We start from the raw sequence: 12,749 nt of genomic DNA, 5'->3' as shown, positions 1-12,749 counted from the left end.
AGCAGGAGGAAGCCTCCCGCTAGGGCAGGGCTTTACACGGAGGGACGGACGCTGTGGCGTCCGGCCCTCCGGAGTTTAAAGAGGCCTCAGGGGCGCGGCAGCGCCACGCCTAGGGAACGGGTTCGACGTCGTTTGCATGGGCCAGCGGTGCGCTCACCCGGGCCTGCGGCCCCGTCCCCCGCAGCTCGTCCAGCCTGACCAGCACGACGCCGCCCACGATAAGTGCGCCGCCCACGAGCTGGATGGCCACCGGCAGTTCTCCCAGCAGAAGCCAGGCCCAGATCACGGCGAACAGCACCTCCGTCAGCGATACGAAGGAGGCCACCTTGGAGCCCAGGGCGCGGGCGGCCCGAATTCCGGCAACGTAGGCCAGGACAGTGGCAAGGACCACGAGTCCGGCCAGCGCTACCCACCAGGGCGTGGTCCATGGCCCCAGCTTGGTGTCGGCGGTGCTGAAGGCCATGGGAAGGATGCCGGTGGCTGCCGCCAGCCACATCACCGCAGCACCCACCAGGAGCCCGCCCGAGGCAAGCACGATCGGCGGAAGGGTGTCGTTTTCCTTGGCCGTGATGAAGAAGTAGATGGCCAGGCAGACGGCCGCCGCCAGGCCCCACAGCACGCCTACGAAGTCCACCTTCACCGCGCCGGTCAGGTCCAGGACCAGGACCAGGCCGCCCAGCGACAACAGGGCCCCGGCTATGGTCAGCGGCCGCGGACGCTTCCTTCCCGCCCCCCAGAGCCACAGCACGATCAGGACCGGGGCGAGGTATTCCAGCAGGAGCGCAACGCCCACGGAGAGCAGGGAAACAGCGTTGAAGTAGAACAGCTGGCAGGCCGCCACACCGATCAGGCCGAACAGCACAATGGTCACCCAGTTCGACCTCAGCTGGTGCCACCGCCCGCGAAGGGCGGGAACCGCGGGGACCGCCAGGATGAGCGCAGCGCCGGTCAGCCGGGCCGTCACAGCCGCGCCCGGGGTCCAGCCCGTTTCCAGGAGAGCCTTGGCAAAGGAGCCCGAAAGCCCGAACACGGCTGAGGAAAACAGGGCAACCCCCAGGCCGGACGCCATGAAACCCCGCGCCGAGGCTGACGGAGACGCCGCAGGAGAGACCGTCCCGGCCCGGGGTGGCACGTTGGCGTGGTTGCTGGCTGCAGACACGGCATTCTCCTGTCAGGAGTAAAGTGGGGTATTGGTCATGACAATACGCCGGGCCAAGTAAGGAGTCAAGATGGTCTTTGCCCCTGACACAGAGGTTGCGTTGCGCACCGTGGTCAACCTCATCAACAGCGCGGCGAACGGGGAAGAAAAGCTGGCCACAGTGGCCGACCTCGACCGGTTCCTCGAGGGCGAGGGCTTCAGCGGATCGCGGACCCGGGATGCAGCCGAACTGGCCAGCGTCCACGCCCTCAGGGCGGAGCTCGCGGGCCTGTGGACCTCGGACGAGGACACGGCCGTGGAAGGGGTCAACCGGCTCCTGCGCGAAGCCCGTGCCCTCCCGCAGCTGCTCAAGCACGACGAGTGGGACTGGCACCTTCACGCCACTACCCGCGACGCCCCGCTGGCGGACCGGATGGGCACCGAAGCCGCGATGGCACTCGTGGATGTGATCCGCAGCAAGGAAATGGACCGCATGCTGGTCTGCGCGGCGGACGACTGCGACGCCGTGGTGCTGGACCTCAGCCGCAACCGGTCAAAGAGGTACTGCGATACGGGAAACTGCGCCAACCGCGCGCACGTGGCGGCGTACCGGGCCCGCCGCGCCGCCAGCGAGTACGCCACCGGTGAGTAAGCCGCCGGTGATCAGGCGGCAGGCGAGCAGACAGACCCTAGGACTTGCCGCCGTCGGGCGTTGATTCGTCCGCGGGGCCGGAAGCCTCCGGAGGCGTCTGGGTTCCGCCGCCAAAGCCATGCGTGGGCCGCTTGGCCGAGCTGAGGTTGACGCCTGATCCCTTGCCCAGGTGTGCGGCATTGTCCTTGTAGCTCATGGAGAGCATGGCCGCGATGACAAGCGTGACGATGAATGCAATGCCGGCGCCGGTGAGGGCGAGGTCGAAGCGCGGGACGCGGGAGCTGCCACCGGAAGCGAAGATCAGCACCGCGAAGAACGCCACCACAGCCCAGACGGCGGAGAACATCAGCGGTCCCTTAACCGAGGTCCGCATATTGCGCGGTTCTCCTGGTTTCTGGTTTGCCACGGCGTGTCCTCTCATGCGGGCGGCGACAGTCAGGCCAGCCCGTTGTGATGTGTATTTGTTCTACAAGGAGTAGAACCTTTGCCTTCTAGTTTACGGCCTTCACGGTGCCCGACCGCGCATCGTGCCTGAGCGAGAGCCCTGCAAGGATCCAGAGCACTCCGGAGATAATGGCGCCTCCGCCAGCCACCCCCAGCAGGGCGTGCGGGCCGAGCGGGATAAAGAACGGCAGGGCAACTGCCGTTCCCAGTCCGATGACGCCCGAGGCGATCCAGTCCCGGGCGAGGATGTGCCGGCCCCGGAAGCGCCAGCCGAAGTACAGCTCCACTGCGGCGAGCAGGCCGATTCCGAGCGCCGCGATGACGGCGAACAGCAGGCTCCCCTGCAGGATCATCACTGTGACGCCCGCGCCGATAAGGACGGAGGCCGCCGCCGACATAGCCCTGCCGGGCGACACGTCGCGGCGCAGGCCAGCCAGTGGGATACCCCGGAAAAGCGCAGCGCCGGTGGCCAGGAGGTACAGCCCTCCGGCCAAACCCATGCCCGCCACTGAAGGCGCCGCCCAAAAAATGGTCACGGCACCGAACACCAGGGCGGCCGCTGCCCGGAGCAGCACGGGCTTCCACAGCTCCGCTTGATGGGCAGCCGCAGGGGCAGGCTCGGCAGGGTTCACGGGGAAAGTCACCGCTCCAGTTTAGTGCGGTCGGGTGCGGCGTCGAACCTGGCGCTTCGTCAATCAGGAGAACGGCCCTCAGGAACCGAGCACCATCCAGCGGTCCGTCCTCGCCCTCAGCCCCAAAGTCACGGCGCGGGCCAGCATGTAACCCAGCGAGAACGCAACCCACACCCACACCAGTGCCGCCGCGCCGGCTGTCCCGGCGAGCGGGACTGCGAGGAGCAGCGGCAGGTATGCTGCCAGGTTCACGACGCCGGCAACCGCCAGGTACTTCGCGTCACCTGCGCCGATCAGCACGCCGTCGAGGACGAACACGTAACCGGCGATCGGCTGCCCGGCGGCCAGGGCCCAAAGGGCGAGCGTCAGCACGGACTGCACGCCGGGGTCGGAGGTGAACAGCGCACCGGTGAAGGGCGCCGCAGCCGCCAGCAGCACGCCCGTCACCACGCCAAAGCCGGTGCCCCAGCGGATCATGGTGCGGGTCAGCAACCGCGCGTTCTCCGGGTTGGAGGCGCCCAACTCCTTGCCGATGAGGGCCTGTGCGGCAATTGCCAGCGCATCCAGCGCGAAGGCAAGGAAGGTGAACACGGTCATTGCCAGCTGGTGCGCGGCGAGGTTTACCGCGCCCTGGCCGGTGACCACCAACACCGTGGCCAGGATGGCGATGCGCAGGCTGAGCGTCCGCAGCATCAGCCAGGAGCCCACCTTGGTCAGTGCCCGGATCCCCCGCCAGTCGGGCAGCAGGGAAACGCCGTGGCGCCGGGCATTGCGCTCCACCATGACCAGATAGACGGCTGCCATGGCCCACTGCGCAATGCTGGTGCCTGCGGCCGATCCGGCCACCGACCACCCCAGCCCATAGACCAGCACAAGGTTCAGCACGACGTTCAGGCTGAAGCCGGCGGTGGCCACTACCAGCGGGGTGCGCGTGTCCTGCAGTCCGCGCAGTACGCCTGTTCCGGCGAAGATCAACAGCATGGCCACCAGCCCGGGCATGGACCAGCGCAGATAATCCACGGCGAAGGACCGGACGTCACCGTCGGCACCCATCAGACCCACCAGGGGCTCGGCCGCAACGAAACCGGCCACGGCCAGCACGATTCCGAGCAGCAGCGCGAGCCAGACGCCGTCGCGCCCGGCGGCGAGGGCCTTGGCAAACTGGCCGTCGCCCACTGCACGGGCAACCGCAGGTGTCGTGGAGTAGGCGAGGAACACCATCAGCCCAACCGCCGTATGCAGCACGGCGGATGCCAGTCCGACGCCGGCCAGCTGGGCGACGCCCAGGTGGCCAACGATGGCGGAGTCGGCCAGCAGGAAGAGCGGCTCGGCGATCAGCGCGCCGAAGGCCGGAACGGCGAGGCGCAGGATGTCGCGGGCATGGCTGGCGGGTTTCACGGCCGGCACGGCAGCGGCAGGGGAATCAGGCACTGCTTTAGCCTAGCGTGCGCATCGTCACAATTAGTTGACACTTCAACCAATAGTGCGCGACAGTGGAAAGGAAGCATCACGGCGGCGATCGCATCGTCCGACCACCAGACCAATGCAACCGACACGAACGGTGATCCCCATGAACCAGTCCACCCTGACCACTACCGCATTGACCGTCCTGCGCGTTGTTGCAGGATTCCTGTTCGCCGCCCATGGCTGGCAGAAATTCAACGAATTCACCATCGCCGGCACCCAGGCCGCCTTCTCGAAGATGGGTGTTCCCGCGGCCGAGGCAGTGGCTCCCGTCGTCGCCACGCTCGAACTGGTCGGCGGCGTCGCGCTGATCCTGGGCGTGCTGACCCGCGTCTTTTCCGCGCTGCTGGCGCTGAACATGCTCGGCGCCTTCTTCCTGGTGCACGCCCCCGCCGGCGTCTTCGCCACGAATGGCGGCTTCGAGCTGGTCCTGCTGCTGGCCGCCGCGGGCCTCGCCGTTGCCCTGACCGGCGCAGGCCGCCTCTCCGTGGACCGCGCCCTCTTCGGCCGGCCGGGCTCCAAGCTGGGCGTCCTCGCCTAGCCCCTCCCCGGAAAGTCTTCTCCGGTTCCATCGGACGACGGCGGCGGCGCACCTTGGGTGCGCGGCCGCCGTTTTCTTTTGGTCACCGGATGGCTCAGTAGACTCACATCATGAGCGAAAGCCCCGCCAATTCCGTCACCCTCCGCTTCCTCGCGGCTCCCACCGACGTCGGCCACAGCGGCTCCGTGGATGCAGGCACCGTCCTGGAGTGGGTGGACAAGGCCGCGTATGCCGCCGCCGTCGGGTGGGCCAAGTCCTACTGCGTCACGGCCTATGTAGGGAACATCCACTTCGCGGACCCTGTGAACAGCGGCGACATGGTGGAGGTCACCGCCACCATCGTCTACACGGGACGGTCCTCCATGCACATCCGCACGGTGGTGTCCTCCGGTGACCCCAAGGGCGGGCCCGCCACCATGCGGAGCCAGTGCATGGTGATCTTCGTGGCCGTGGGCGAGGACGGCAAGCCCATCCCGGTCCAGCAGTTTGATCCCTCCACACCGGAGGAGCTGGAGCAGCGCGACCATGCCCTTGCGCGCATCAAGATCCGCGAGCAGATCGTGGAAGCCATGAGCGCCCAGGAATATACCGACGCCGGGACCGCCGAGCGCGTGGTGCTCCGCTTCATGGCGGCGCCTACTGACGTCAACTGGGGCGGCAAGGTCCACGGCGGCATCGTTATGAAGTGGATCGACGAGGCGGCTTACGTCTGCGCATCGCGCTACTGCGGCAAGGACACCGTCGCGGTGTTTTCCGGCGGCGTCCGGTTCTACCGTCCGCTATTGATCGGGCACGTGGTGGAAGTGGAGGCGCGGCTCGTCTACACGGGCACCAAAGGCATGCACGTAGCGGTACATGTCCGGTCGGGGGACCCCAAGAGCCGCGAGCTTAACCTGACCACCTACTGCCTCACAGTGATGGTGGCCCGGGATGCCGAAGGCAACTCGGTTCCGATTCCCCGGTGGGTGCCGGTTTCAGACGAGGATAAGCGCCTCCACGCGCACGCCCGGCATCTCCTGGAAATCCGCGCAGCCGCCCCCGGGAACCGACTGCCGAACCACCTGCTGCAGGCGGGACAGCAAACGGCCGGTTAGAAGCCGCCGCCTCCAGCGTCTGCCGCCATGTTGGCGAAGCGGGAGTAGTGGCCCTGGAAGGCAACCACGATGTCCTTGGTGGGGCCGTTACGGTGCTTGGCGATGAGGATGTCCGCCTCACCGGCACGCGGTGACTCCTTGTCGTAAACGTCCTCGCGGTGCAGCAGGATGACCATGTCGGCGTCCTGCTCGATGGATCCCGATTCACGGAGGTCCGAGACCATGGGGCGCTTGTCCTGGCGCTGCTCGGACCCACGGTTCAGCTGGGACAGGGCAATGACCGGGACCTGCAGCTCCTTGGCCAGCAGCTTGAGGGCACGGGAGAACTCAGACACTTCCTGCTGGCGCGACTCCACTTTCTTGCCGGAACTCATGAGCTGCAGGTAATCGAGAATGACGAGTTTCAGGTCGTGCTGCTGCTTCAGGCGTCGGCACTTGGCCCGGATTTCCATCAGGGACATATTGGGGCTGTCGTCAATGAACAGCGGGGCATCATTCATCCGTCCCATGGTGGTGGCGATCTTGGACCACTGCTCATCCTTGATGGTGCCTTTGCGGAGGTCCTGAAGGCCGATGGTGGCCTCGGCTGACAGGAGGCGCATGGCGATCTCGTTCCGGCCCATTTCGAGCGAGAACATGACCGTGGCCAAGTTGTTCTTGATGGCGGCGGAGCGCGCGAAGTCGAGGGCAAACGTGGACTTACCGACGGCGGGGCGAGCCGCAATGACGATCATCTGGCCGGGGTGGAGGCCGTGCGTCAGTTCGTCCAGCTCGTAGAAGCCGGTCGGAACGCCCACCATGCCTTCGCCCCGGTGGCCGGAGGCCTCAATCTCGTCCACGGTGGACTCCATGACGTCCTTCAGGACCACGTAGTCCTCCGCGGTCCGGCGCTCGGCGACGGCATAGACCTCCGCTTGGGCCTGGTTGACGAGGTCCTCGACTTCGCCGTCCTGGCCGTAACCCAGCTGCACGATCTTGGTGCCGGCGTTGACCAGCCTCCTGAGGACGGCTCGCTCGGCCACGATTTCGGCGTAATAACCTGCGTTGGCCGCTGTGGGGACCGTCTGGATGAGCTCGTGCAGATAGGCGGGTCCGCCGATCCTGTTGATCTCGCCGCGCTTGGTCAGTTCGTCCGAAACGGTCACCGCGTCGGCGGGTTCGCCACGTCCGTAGAGGTCGATTACCGCCTCGTAGATGGTCTCGTGGGCGGGACGGTAGAAGTCCTGCCCCCGAAGGATCTCCACGACATCGGCAATGGCGTCCTTGGAGAGCATCATGCCGCCGAGGACGGACTGCTCGGCCGGAATGTCCTGCGGAGGTTTGCGGCTGCCCTCGGTACGGGTGCTCTCGATTGAGTCCAGGTGCGTAACTGACAAAACTGCCGTCCTCCATTGTTTCCGCAGCCCTCAGGAGGCCTGCGGCAAGTCTGCCTGTGCCGTTTGGATGCGTCTCACCGCGGAAGCTGCTGCGCCGGCTAAGGCAATGTCTACCAGCCGGCCCCGACAATTTCCGCGGAGGCCGCGAGTCCAAGGCGACGCCTCATCCACAGGTTTTCCACAGGGCACAGCCCATCCGCAGAGGCCCTTAAATCGGGGTCTCCAGTCCGCTTGGCTGATGTGGCACACATGTCCTGAATGGGTGTCTCGGCTACGTTAGCGCCCGCCGGGCAACGCACAAAGCGGCGAGTTTTGCACCTCTGTGGATAACCTGTGCACAATGCGTCCCTGCTTGTGCACAGTCTGTGGGCGGAGGTGTGGATAACAAATTTCTTTCGCCCCGATGTGGCCTCTGACCTGCGGAAACGTCCTCGCGAGGCTGTGGACTCAATATTTTTTTCTTGAACGTTCATCCACAGGCAAAAGCGGCGCATTGGGGATACCGGCCGGTAGATTCAGGGTTTTTGGCTTGGAATATGCCCGCGGTGTGATCAATCTCGCCAGCCCGGCCGGGCAATCCCTGCCGCTGCCGGGCCACTCCCGGGCCGCTCCCGCGGCTTGGGCCGGCAACGTCGCGGTCCGGGGGCAGCATACGCCTTCCTGCATATGCTGTGGATAACGCGTAACTGGCCTAAGCTCTAGATATGGGCGACGCACTGATAGTCATACTGCCTGGCCTCGTTCTCGTTGCGGTCCTGTGGGCCCTGTCCACGGCGCTGAGGCCACGCGATTCCGGGATGTCGGAGGCGGAGCGCTATCAGCTGGATCTAGCCATGCGGTCTCAGGCGCACTACGCCGCCCAAGTCCAGGCGGCAACCGCGGCGCGCGCCCGCGTTGACGCGGCTACGCGTCCCAGCCAGAACGAACAGCAACATACCCAGCAGCAGGATCACGCCCGGGATGCAATCCTCGCCCAGGCCTCCCACGGCGCTGTTTTGCCCGGCGGCCAGCTCAACCCCCAGCTGGCGCTCCAGCTGCAGTCAATGGTGCGCAACGGGCAAAAGATCCAGGCAATCAGGCTCCTGCGCCAGGCAACCCGTTCGGACCTCTTAACCGCCAAGCAATATGTAGATCGGCTTTAGAACCATGGAATCGCTTGTGATCCCCGTCCTGATCCTCGTGGCCGTCACCGTCGCCGTGACTCTGGTCGCTCGCGCGTGGAGCCGGCGGCAGCGGCCCGGGGACGGCCCCGCCCAGGCTCCGCCGGAATCCGCGGAACTGGCCAAAGTGGCTGCGGCGCGGCTTTCCGAGGACGAGCACCGGAGGCTCTATGCCCTGATCGCCCAGGGCCAGGCCATGGCTGCCATCAAGCTCTACTACGAGGTTTCCGGACTCGGACTTCGTGCCTCCCGGGACGCCGTGGCCGCGCTGGCCGCCCACCCGCAGCCTTACCGTGCCGAGCCGGCTGCGCCGAGCGAACCGGAAGCCGACGACGAAACCCCCCAGCGGTTCCCCTACCGGTACCGGGCGATCGCCAGCAAGGGTGATGTCACACGCGAGGTCAGCAGCAACATGCTCAATGACGAGATCTACGGCCGCATCCGCACCCTGGCCAAGAGCGGCAATACCGAGGCTGCCGCCACCGCCCTCACGAAACACTCGGACATCACCATGAAGCAGGCACGCGAGTTCATCGCCCTGCTGGACGATTAATCGGCCGGGCGCCCGTTAGAAGTCGAAGAGGTCGCCCAGCCAGCCTTCCTTCTTCTTCGGCCGGCGCCGGTCGTAGTCGCGGTCGTAGCCCTTGCCGTGGCCGCGGTCGTCATACTGCGGCTTGTCATACTGCGGTTTGTCGTAGCGGGGCTTGTCGTAGCGGGGCTGCTCCCGCCGCAGGTCGTGATTCGGGTACAGGGGCGGCGGGACCATGCCCGGAGCCGGCGGTGCGGGCGGGGGAGTCGCCACGGCTCCCCCGAACGAGTCCGCGCGGTCGATGATCTTGTCCAGCTCGCCGCGGTCAAGCCATACCCCCCGGCACTGGGGGCAGTAGTCAATCTCCACACCGCTGCGTTCGCTCATGATCAGGTCTACAGAATCCACAGGACATTTCATGTCCCGCACAACGAGCGGCTGCCGCGAATAGTTCGCGCGGGCGCCCCTCAGTTCCCGGTGGTGATTCCGGCCAGCAACTGTTCAAACGGCAGGGACTCCAGAGGCGCCTGCTTCCTGCCGGGCTGCACACCGTCGAGAAGGTGGACGAACTCAGCCGCCGCCCGCTCGATTCGCGCCGAAAGCGGAGTTCCGCCGTCGTCCCTGTTTCCCCAGTCCTGGGGGCCGGCGAAAACGGCCGTCGCGGCCACACGGGCGCGCAGGTAGCTGAAGAGCGGGCGCATTGCGTAGTCGAGCACCATCTGGTGGCGGTCGGTTCCGCCCGTGGCAGCCAGCAGCACGGCCTTTCCGTCGAGCGACTTCGGGTCCAGCACATCGATGAAGGACTTGAAGAGCCCGCTGTACGAGGCGCTGAAGACCGGGCTGACGGCGATGATGCCGTCAGACGCCTCCACCCCGGCGATGACCTCGGCAAGGCGGGGGCCCGCGTAGCCGGTGACGAAGTTATTGGCGACGTCCACGGCCAGGTCACGGAGTTCCACCACATCGACGGTGACCGCGTAGCCGGCCGCTGACAGCTTCCGCGTGGCCTCATCTGCCAACTGGTCGGCCAGCAGCCGGCTCGACGACGGCACTCCCAGGCCAGCGGACAGAACGGTTATGCGGCGGGTTTCCACGGCGATCTCCTCAGGGTCGACTGCTTTAGACAGTACATGCGTCTGCATCTACCCCTGTCAACCCGGCCGCTCCTGCGTTTATTCCGGCTCAAGGTTGCAGGCTGTCGGCCCGTCCCTGCAGGGAGGGACGTACACTGCGTCCATGGCAGAAAACAAGACGCAGGTGACGGGCGCCTCGGCGGATGACTTCCTGGCGGCCGTCGAACACCCTGTCCGGCGCCGGGACGCCTTCCGACTCCGCGAACTCATGACGGAACTGACAGGCGAAGAACCCGAGATGTGGGGTCCGACGATCGTGGGATTCGGCCGGTACCACTACAAGTACGACAGCGGCCGCGAAGGGGACTCCGCGGCGGTGGGGTTCTCGCCGCGCAAAGCCAGCCTCTCGCTGTATGGCCTGAGCGCCGCACCGGAGGCCGCCGAGCTACTCGCCCGGCTGGGCAAGCACAAAGTCGGCGCCGGCTGCGTCTATATCAACAAACTCGAGGACATCGATGAAGATGCCCTTGCCGCGCTGATCCTCGCCGGTTACCGCTACTACACCACTGTGGTCCACCAGCCCTGAGTGCCAGCGGCTTAACGCAAAGGCCCCCGCCGCCGGATTCCCGGAGGAATCCGTCAGCAGGGGCCGTCAGCAGTTCAGACTGCGCAGCAATCCGGCGCGGAACGCCGGAAAGACTACTTGCCTGCGACTACGTCGAGTTCGATCACAGCGGCAACGTCGTCGTGCAGACGGACGTTGGCCTGGTAGGAACCAACCGACTTGATGTGCGTAGGCAGTTCAACCTTGCGCTTGTCGATGCGGCCGAGGCCAGCGGCCTCAACAGCGTCAGCAACGTCGGCCTGCTTGACCGTGCCGAACAGGCGGCCGCTTTCGCCGGCCTTGACAACCAGCTTGACCGGCTTAGCGGACAGAGCGGCGGCCTGCTTCTGAGCATCTTCCAGGGAAGCGTGCTCGCGGGCGACGCGGGCAGCCTTGATGGACTCAACCTGCTTCTCGCCACCCTTGGTCCAGGTCAGAGCGAAGCCGCGGGGCAGCAGGAAGTTACGTGCGTAACCGTCCTTGACCTCGATGACGTCGCCAGCAGCACCGAGACCGGTGACTTCGTGGGTCAGAATGAGCTTTGCCATGTTAGTTAATCCCTTCCTTAGCCGCGGCCAGCGCCGGAGTAAGGCAGCAGAGCAACTTCGCGGGCGTTCTTGATTGCCTGGGCGATCTTGCGCTGTTCCTGCACCGTGACGCCAGTGACGCGACGGGCGCGGATCTTTCCGCGGTCGGAGATGAACTTGCGCAGCAATGCTACGTCCTTGTAGTCGATGACGGTGATGTCAGCGGCCTTCAAGGGGTTGGACTTTGGTTTGGGCTTACGGAGTTCAGCCTTAGCCATCGTGGAGCTCCTATTCTATGGAGCCCGTGGATGTTGATCCACGGGATGGTGGTGGTCCGACGGGCGGCAGTCACCTCGGTGCCTGATGGCACCCGGGCGGTCCCGGCGTCGGGCCTTTAATGTGTTGTTTTAGAAGGGAGGTTCGGAATCCGGGCCGTTGCCCCAGCCGCCGCCTGCATTGCTGACCCCGGGCGTGGCCCAAGGGTCTTCCTGCGCTGCGGGCTGGTTGCCGCCCCAGGTTCCTCCGGTGTTGCCGCCCTGGTTTCCACCCTGGCCGCCACCGAATCCACCGCCGCTGTTGCCTCCGCCGAAGCCACCCTGGCCACCCTGACCGCCGGAGCGCTGGGTGCGGTTGACCTTGGCGTTGGCATAGCGCAGGCTCGGGCCGATTTCATCGACTTCGAGCTCGATAACGGTGCGCTTCTCGCCTTCTTTTGTTTCGTAGGAACGGCTCTTCAGCCGGCCGTTGACGATCACGCGCATGCCCTTTGTCAGGGACTCGGCGACGTTTTCGGCCGCTTCGCGCCACACCGATGCGCGGAGGAACAGGGTTTCCCCGTCCTTCCACTCATTGGACTGGCGGTCGAAAGTGCGAGGCGTGGAAGCGATGGTGAAGTTCGCTACTGCCGAACCTGACGGTGTGAACCTCAGTTCGGGGTCATTGGTGAGATTACCGATGACCGTAATAGTGGTTTCGCCTGCCATCTACTGCCTCCTTGTTCGTTCCTGCGGGGTAAAGAATGAAAGCCGGGTGCTGAAATTACTCAGCAACGACCTTCTGCTCTTCGGGGCGGGTGATCTTGGTGCGCATGATGGTCTCGTTGAGACCCAGCTGGCGGTCAAGTTCCTTGGCGGTTTCCGGCTTGGCGGTGAAGTTCACCACGGCGTAGATACCTTCGGACTTCTTCTTGATGTCGTAAGCGAGGCGACGGCGGCCCCAGATGTCAACCTTTTCGATGGTTCCACCATCGTTGGTGATGACATTCAGGAACTTCTGAAGCGACGGCTCTACGGTACGCTCTTCGACCTCGGGGTCGATGATTACCATCAATTCGTAAGGACGCATATGTGAACCCACCTCCTTTGGGCTAAGCGGTTACGGCATTTCCGTAACAGGAGGTTCATTTGCGGTGCCGTGCATGCCCTTCCCCAAATTGGAGGGAGGACGCAGCACAGACTTCCCTATCCTAGTGCATCGTGGGGGGTTTCCGCGATTCAGGAGCTGGTTTGAGGCTAC

The 12,749-nt window shown here is 65.4% G+C and carries 17 protein-coding genes; 6 read left to right on the top strand and 11 right to left on the bottom strand.

Features of this window, described 5'->3' with window-relative positions; translation table 11 throughout:
- Positions 1-109 precede the first annotated feature (109 nt).
- Positions 110-1,069 (bottom strand): EamA family transporter, encoded by a 960-nt coding sequence (locus AC3A3W_RS06520; RefSeq protein ID WP_487441281.1) that lies wholly within the window; start codon positions 1,067-1,069, stop codon positions 110-112.
- 160 nt (positions 1,070-1,229) lie between these two features.
- Between AC3A3W_RS06520 and AC3A3W_RS06515 the strand changes: the two genes are divergently transcribed.
- The gene (locus AC3A3W_RS06515; protein ID WP_487441275.1) at positions 1,230-1,790 is read left to right on the top strand and encodes a CGNR zinc finger domain-containing protein; all 561 of its coding nucleotides are present in this window, start codon (positions 1,230-1,232) and stop codon (positions 1,788-1,790) included.
- Positions 1,791-1,827: 37 nt separating this feature from the next.
- Here AC3A3W_RS06515 and AC3A3W_RS06510 read toward each other — a convergent pair whose 3' ends face one another.
- From AC3A3W_RS06510 to AC3A3W_RS06500, 3 genes are all read right to left on the bottom strand, one after another.
- Positions 1,828-2,196 carry a hypothetical protein gene (locus AC3A3W_RS06510; RefSeq protein WP_487441273.1) on the bottom strand — a complete coding sequence of 123 codons (369 nt, stop codon included), beginning with the start codon at positions 2,194-2,196 and terminating at the stop codon, positions 1,828-1,830.
- 85 nt (positions 2,197-2,281) lie between these two features.
- Positions 2,282-2,878: a hypothetical protein gene (locus AC3A3W_RS06505; RefSeq protein WP_487441271.1), complete on the bottom strand. Its 597-nt coding sequence runs from the start codon at positions 2,876-2,878 to the stop codon at positions 2,282-2,284.
- Between the two features lie 66 nt (positions 2,879-2,944).
- Entirely contained in the window at positions 2,945-4,297 is a 1,353-nt protein-coding gene (locus tag AC3A3W_RS06500; protein WP_487441269.1) for an MATE family efflux transporter, read from the bottom strand.
- Between the two features lie 139 nt (positions 4,298-4,436).
- On the opposite strand from AC3A3W_RS06500, the gene AC3A3W_RS06495 reads away from it, so the two are divergent.
- Both AC3A3W_RS06495 and AC3A3W_RS06490 read left to right on the top strand, forming a co-directional pair.
- A complete protein-coding gene (locus tag AC3A3W_RS06495; RefSeq protein ID WP_487441267.1) occupies positions 4,437-4,871 on the top strand; it encodes a DoxX family protein in 435 nt (144 codons plus the stop codon).
- 110 nt (positions 4,872-4,981) lie between these two features.
- Positions 4,982-5,965, top strand: a complete 984-nt coding sequence (locus AC3A3W_RS06490; RefSeq protein WP_487441264.1) for an acyl-CoA thioesterase — start codon at positions 4,982-4,984, stop codon at positions 5,963-5,965.
- Here AC3A3W_RS06490 and dnaB read toward each other — a convergent pair.
- Positions 5,962-7,341, bottom strand: coding sequence for a replicative DNA helicase (gene dnaB, locus AC3A3W_RS06485; protein WP_205654712.1), 1,380 nt, complete (start codon positions 7,339-7,341; stop codon positions 5,962-5,964). The two genes, AC3A3W_RS06490 and dnaB, sit on opposite strands and share 4 nt — an antisense overlap.
- Positions 7,342-8,045: 704 nt before the next feature.
- Here dnaB and AC3A3W_RS06480 point away from each other — a divergent pair.
- On the top strand, positions 8,046-8,483 hold the full coding sequence (locus AC3A3W_RS06480) for a hypothetical protein (RefSeq protein WP_487441262.1): 438 nt from the start codon (positions 8,046-8,048) through the stop codon (positions 8,481-8,483).
- A gap of 4 nt (positions 8,484-8,487) precedes the next feature.
- Positions 8,488-9,054, top strand: a complete 567-nt coding sequence (locus tag AC3A3W_RS06475; RefSeq protein ID WP_487441261.1) for a hypothetical protein — start codon at positions 8,488-8,490, stop codon at positions 9,052-9,054.
- Positions 9,055-9,069: 15 nt separating this feature from the next.
- Here AC3A3W_RS06475 and AC3A3W_RS06470 read toward each other — a convergent pair whose 3' ends face one another.
- Positions 9,070-9,438 (bottom strand): TFIIB-type zinc ribbon-containing protein, encoded by a 369-nt coding sequence (locus tag AC3A3W_RS06470; protein ID WP_487441259.1) that lies wholly within the window; start codon positions 9,436-9,438, stop codon positions 9,070-9,072.
- Between the two features lie 59 nt (positions 9,439-9,497).
- Positions 9,498-10,124 (bottom strand): FMN reductase, encoded by a 627-nt coding sequence (locus tag AC3A3W_RS06465; RefSeq protein ID WP_487441279.1) that lies wholly within the window; start codon positions 10,122-10,124, stop codon positions 9,498-9,500.
- 142 nt (positions 10,125-10,266) lie between these two features.
- Between AC3A3W_RS06465 and AC3A3W_RS06460 the strand changes: the two genes are divergently transcribed.
- Positions 10,267-10,689: a DUF1801 domain-containing protein gene (locus AC3A3W_RS06460; RefSeq protein WP_487441258.1), complete on the top strand. Its 423-nt coding sequence runs from the start codon at positions 10,267-10,269 to the stop codon at positions 10,687-10,689.
- Positions 10,690-10,802: 113 nt separating this feature from the next.
- On the opposite strand, the gene rplI is transcribed toward AC3A3W_RS06460, so the two are convergent.
- The 4 genes from rplI to rpsF all read right to left on the bottom strand — a co-directional run bounded on the left by rplI (position 10,803) and on the right by rpsF (position 12,578).
- On the bottom strand, positions 10,803-11,255 hold the full coding sequence (gene rplI, locus AC3A3W_RS06455; protein ID WP_205654717.1) for a 50S ribosomal protein L9: 453 nt from the start codon (positions 11,253-11,255) through the stop codon (positions 10,803-10,805).
- 17 nt (positions 11,256-11,272) lie between these two features.
- Positions 11,273-11,512: a 30S ribosomal protein S18 gene (gene rpsR / locus AC3A3W_RS06450; protein ID WP_003800144.1), complete on the bottom strand. Its 240-nt coding sequence runs from the start codon at positions 11,510-11,512 to the stop codon at positions 11,273-11,275.
- Positions 11,513-11,641: 129 nt separating this feature from the next.
- Positions 11,642-12,217, bottom strand: coding sequence for a single-stranded DNA-binding protein (locus AC3A3W_RS06445; protein ID WP_487441253.1), 576 nt, complete (start codon positions 12,215-12,217; stop codon positions 11,642-11,644).
- 55 nt (positions 12,218-12,272) lie between these two features.
- Positions 12,273-12,578, bottom strand: a complete 306-nt coding sequence (gene rpsF / locus AC3A3W_RS06440; protein ID WP_205654719.1) for a 30S ribosomal protein S6 — start codon at positions 12,576-12,578, stop codon at positions 12,273-12,275.
- Positions 12,579-12,749: the final 171 nt, after the last annotated feature.

The sequence above is a fragment of the Arthrobacter sp. Soil_N43 genome, from assembly GCF_057655195.1.
The sequence above is the reverse complement of the archived record's forward strand: the minus strand, read 5'-3'. Positions and strand labels throughout refer to the sequence as shown.

Excerpts from the sequence above, each read along its gene's own strand:
- AC3A3W_RS06490 (WP_487441264.1), top strand. The coding sequence starts at position 4,982 with ATGAGCGAAAGCCCCGCCAATTCCGTCACCCTCCGCTTCCTCGCGGCT.
- AC3A3W_RS06495 (WP_487441267.1), top strand. The coding sequence starts at position 4,437 with ATGAACCAGTCCACCCTGACCACTACCGCATTGACCGTCCTGCGCGTT.
- AC3A3W_RS06445 (WP_487441253.1), bottom strand. The coding sequence starts at position 12,217 with ATGGCAGGCGAAACCACTATTACGGTCATCGGTAATCTCACCAATGAC.
- rpsR (WP_003800144.1), bottom strand. The coding sequence starts at position 11,512 with ATGGCTAAGGCTGAACTCCGTAAGCCCAAACCAAAGTCCAACCCCTTG.
- AC3A3W_RS06480 (WP_487441262.1), top strand. The coding sequence starts at position 8,046 with ATGGGCGACGCACTGATAGTCATACTGCCTGGCCTCGTTCTCGTTGCG.
- rpsF (WP_205654719.1), bottom strand. The coding sequence starts at position 12,578 with ATGCGTCCTTACGAATTGATGGTAATCATCGACCCCGAGGTCGAAGAG.
- AC3A3W_RS06475 (WP_487441261.1), top strand. The coding sequence starts at position 8,488 with ATGGAATCGCTTGTGATCCCCGTCCTGATCCTCGTGGCCGTCACCGTC.
- AC3A3W_RS06515 (WP_487441275.1), top strand. The coding sequence starts at position 1,230 with ATGGTCTTTGCCCCTGACACAGAGGTTGCGTTGCGCACCGTGGTCAAC.
- AC3A3W_RS06460 (WP_487441258.1), top strand. The coding sequence starts at position 10,267 with ATGGCAGAAAACAAGACGCAGGTGACGGGCGCCTCGGCGGATGACTTC.
- rplI (WP_205654717.1), bottom strand. The coding sequence starts at position 11,255 with ATGGCAAAGCTCATTCTGACCCACGAAGTCACCGGTCTCGGTGCTGCT.
- AC3A3W_RS06520 (WP_487441281.1), bottom strand. The coding sequence starts at position 1,069 with ATGGCGTCCGGCCTGGGGGTTGCCCTGTTTTCCTCAGCCGTGTTCGGG.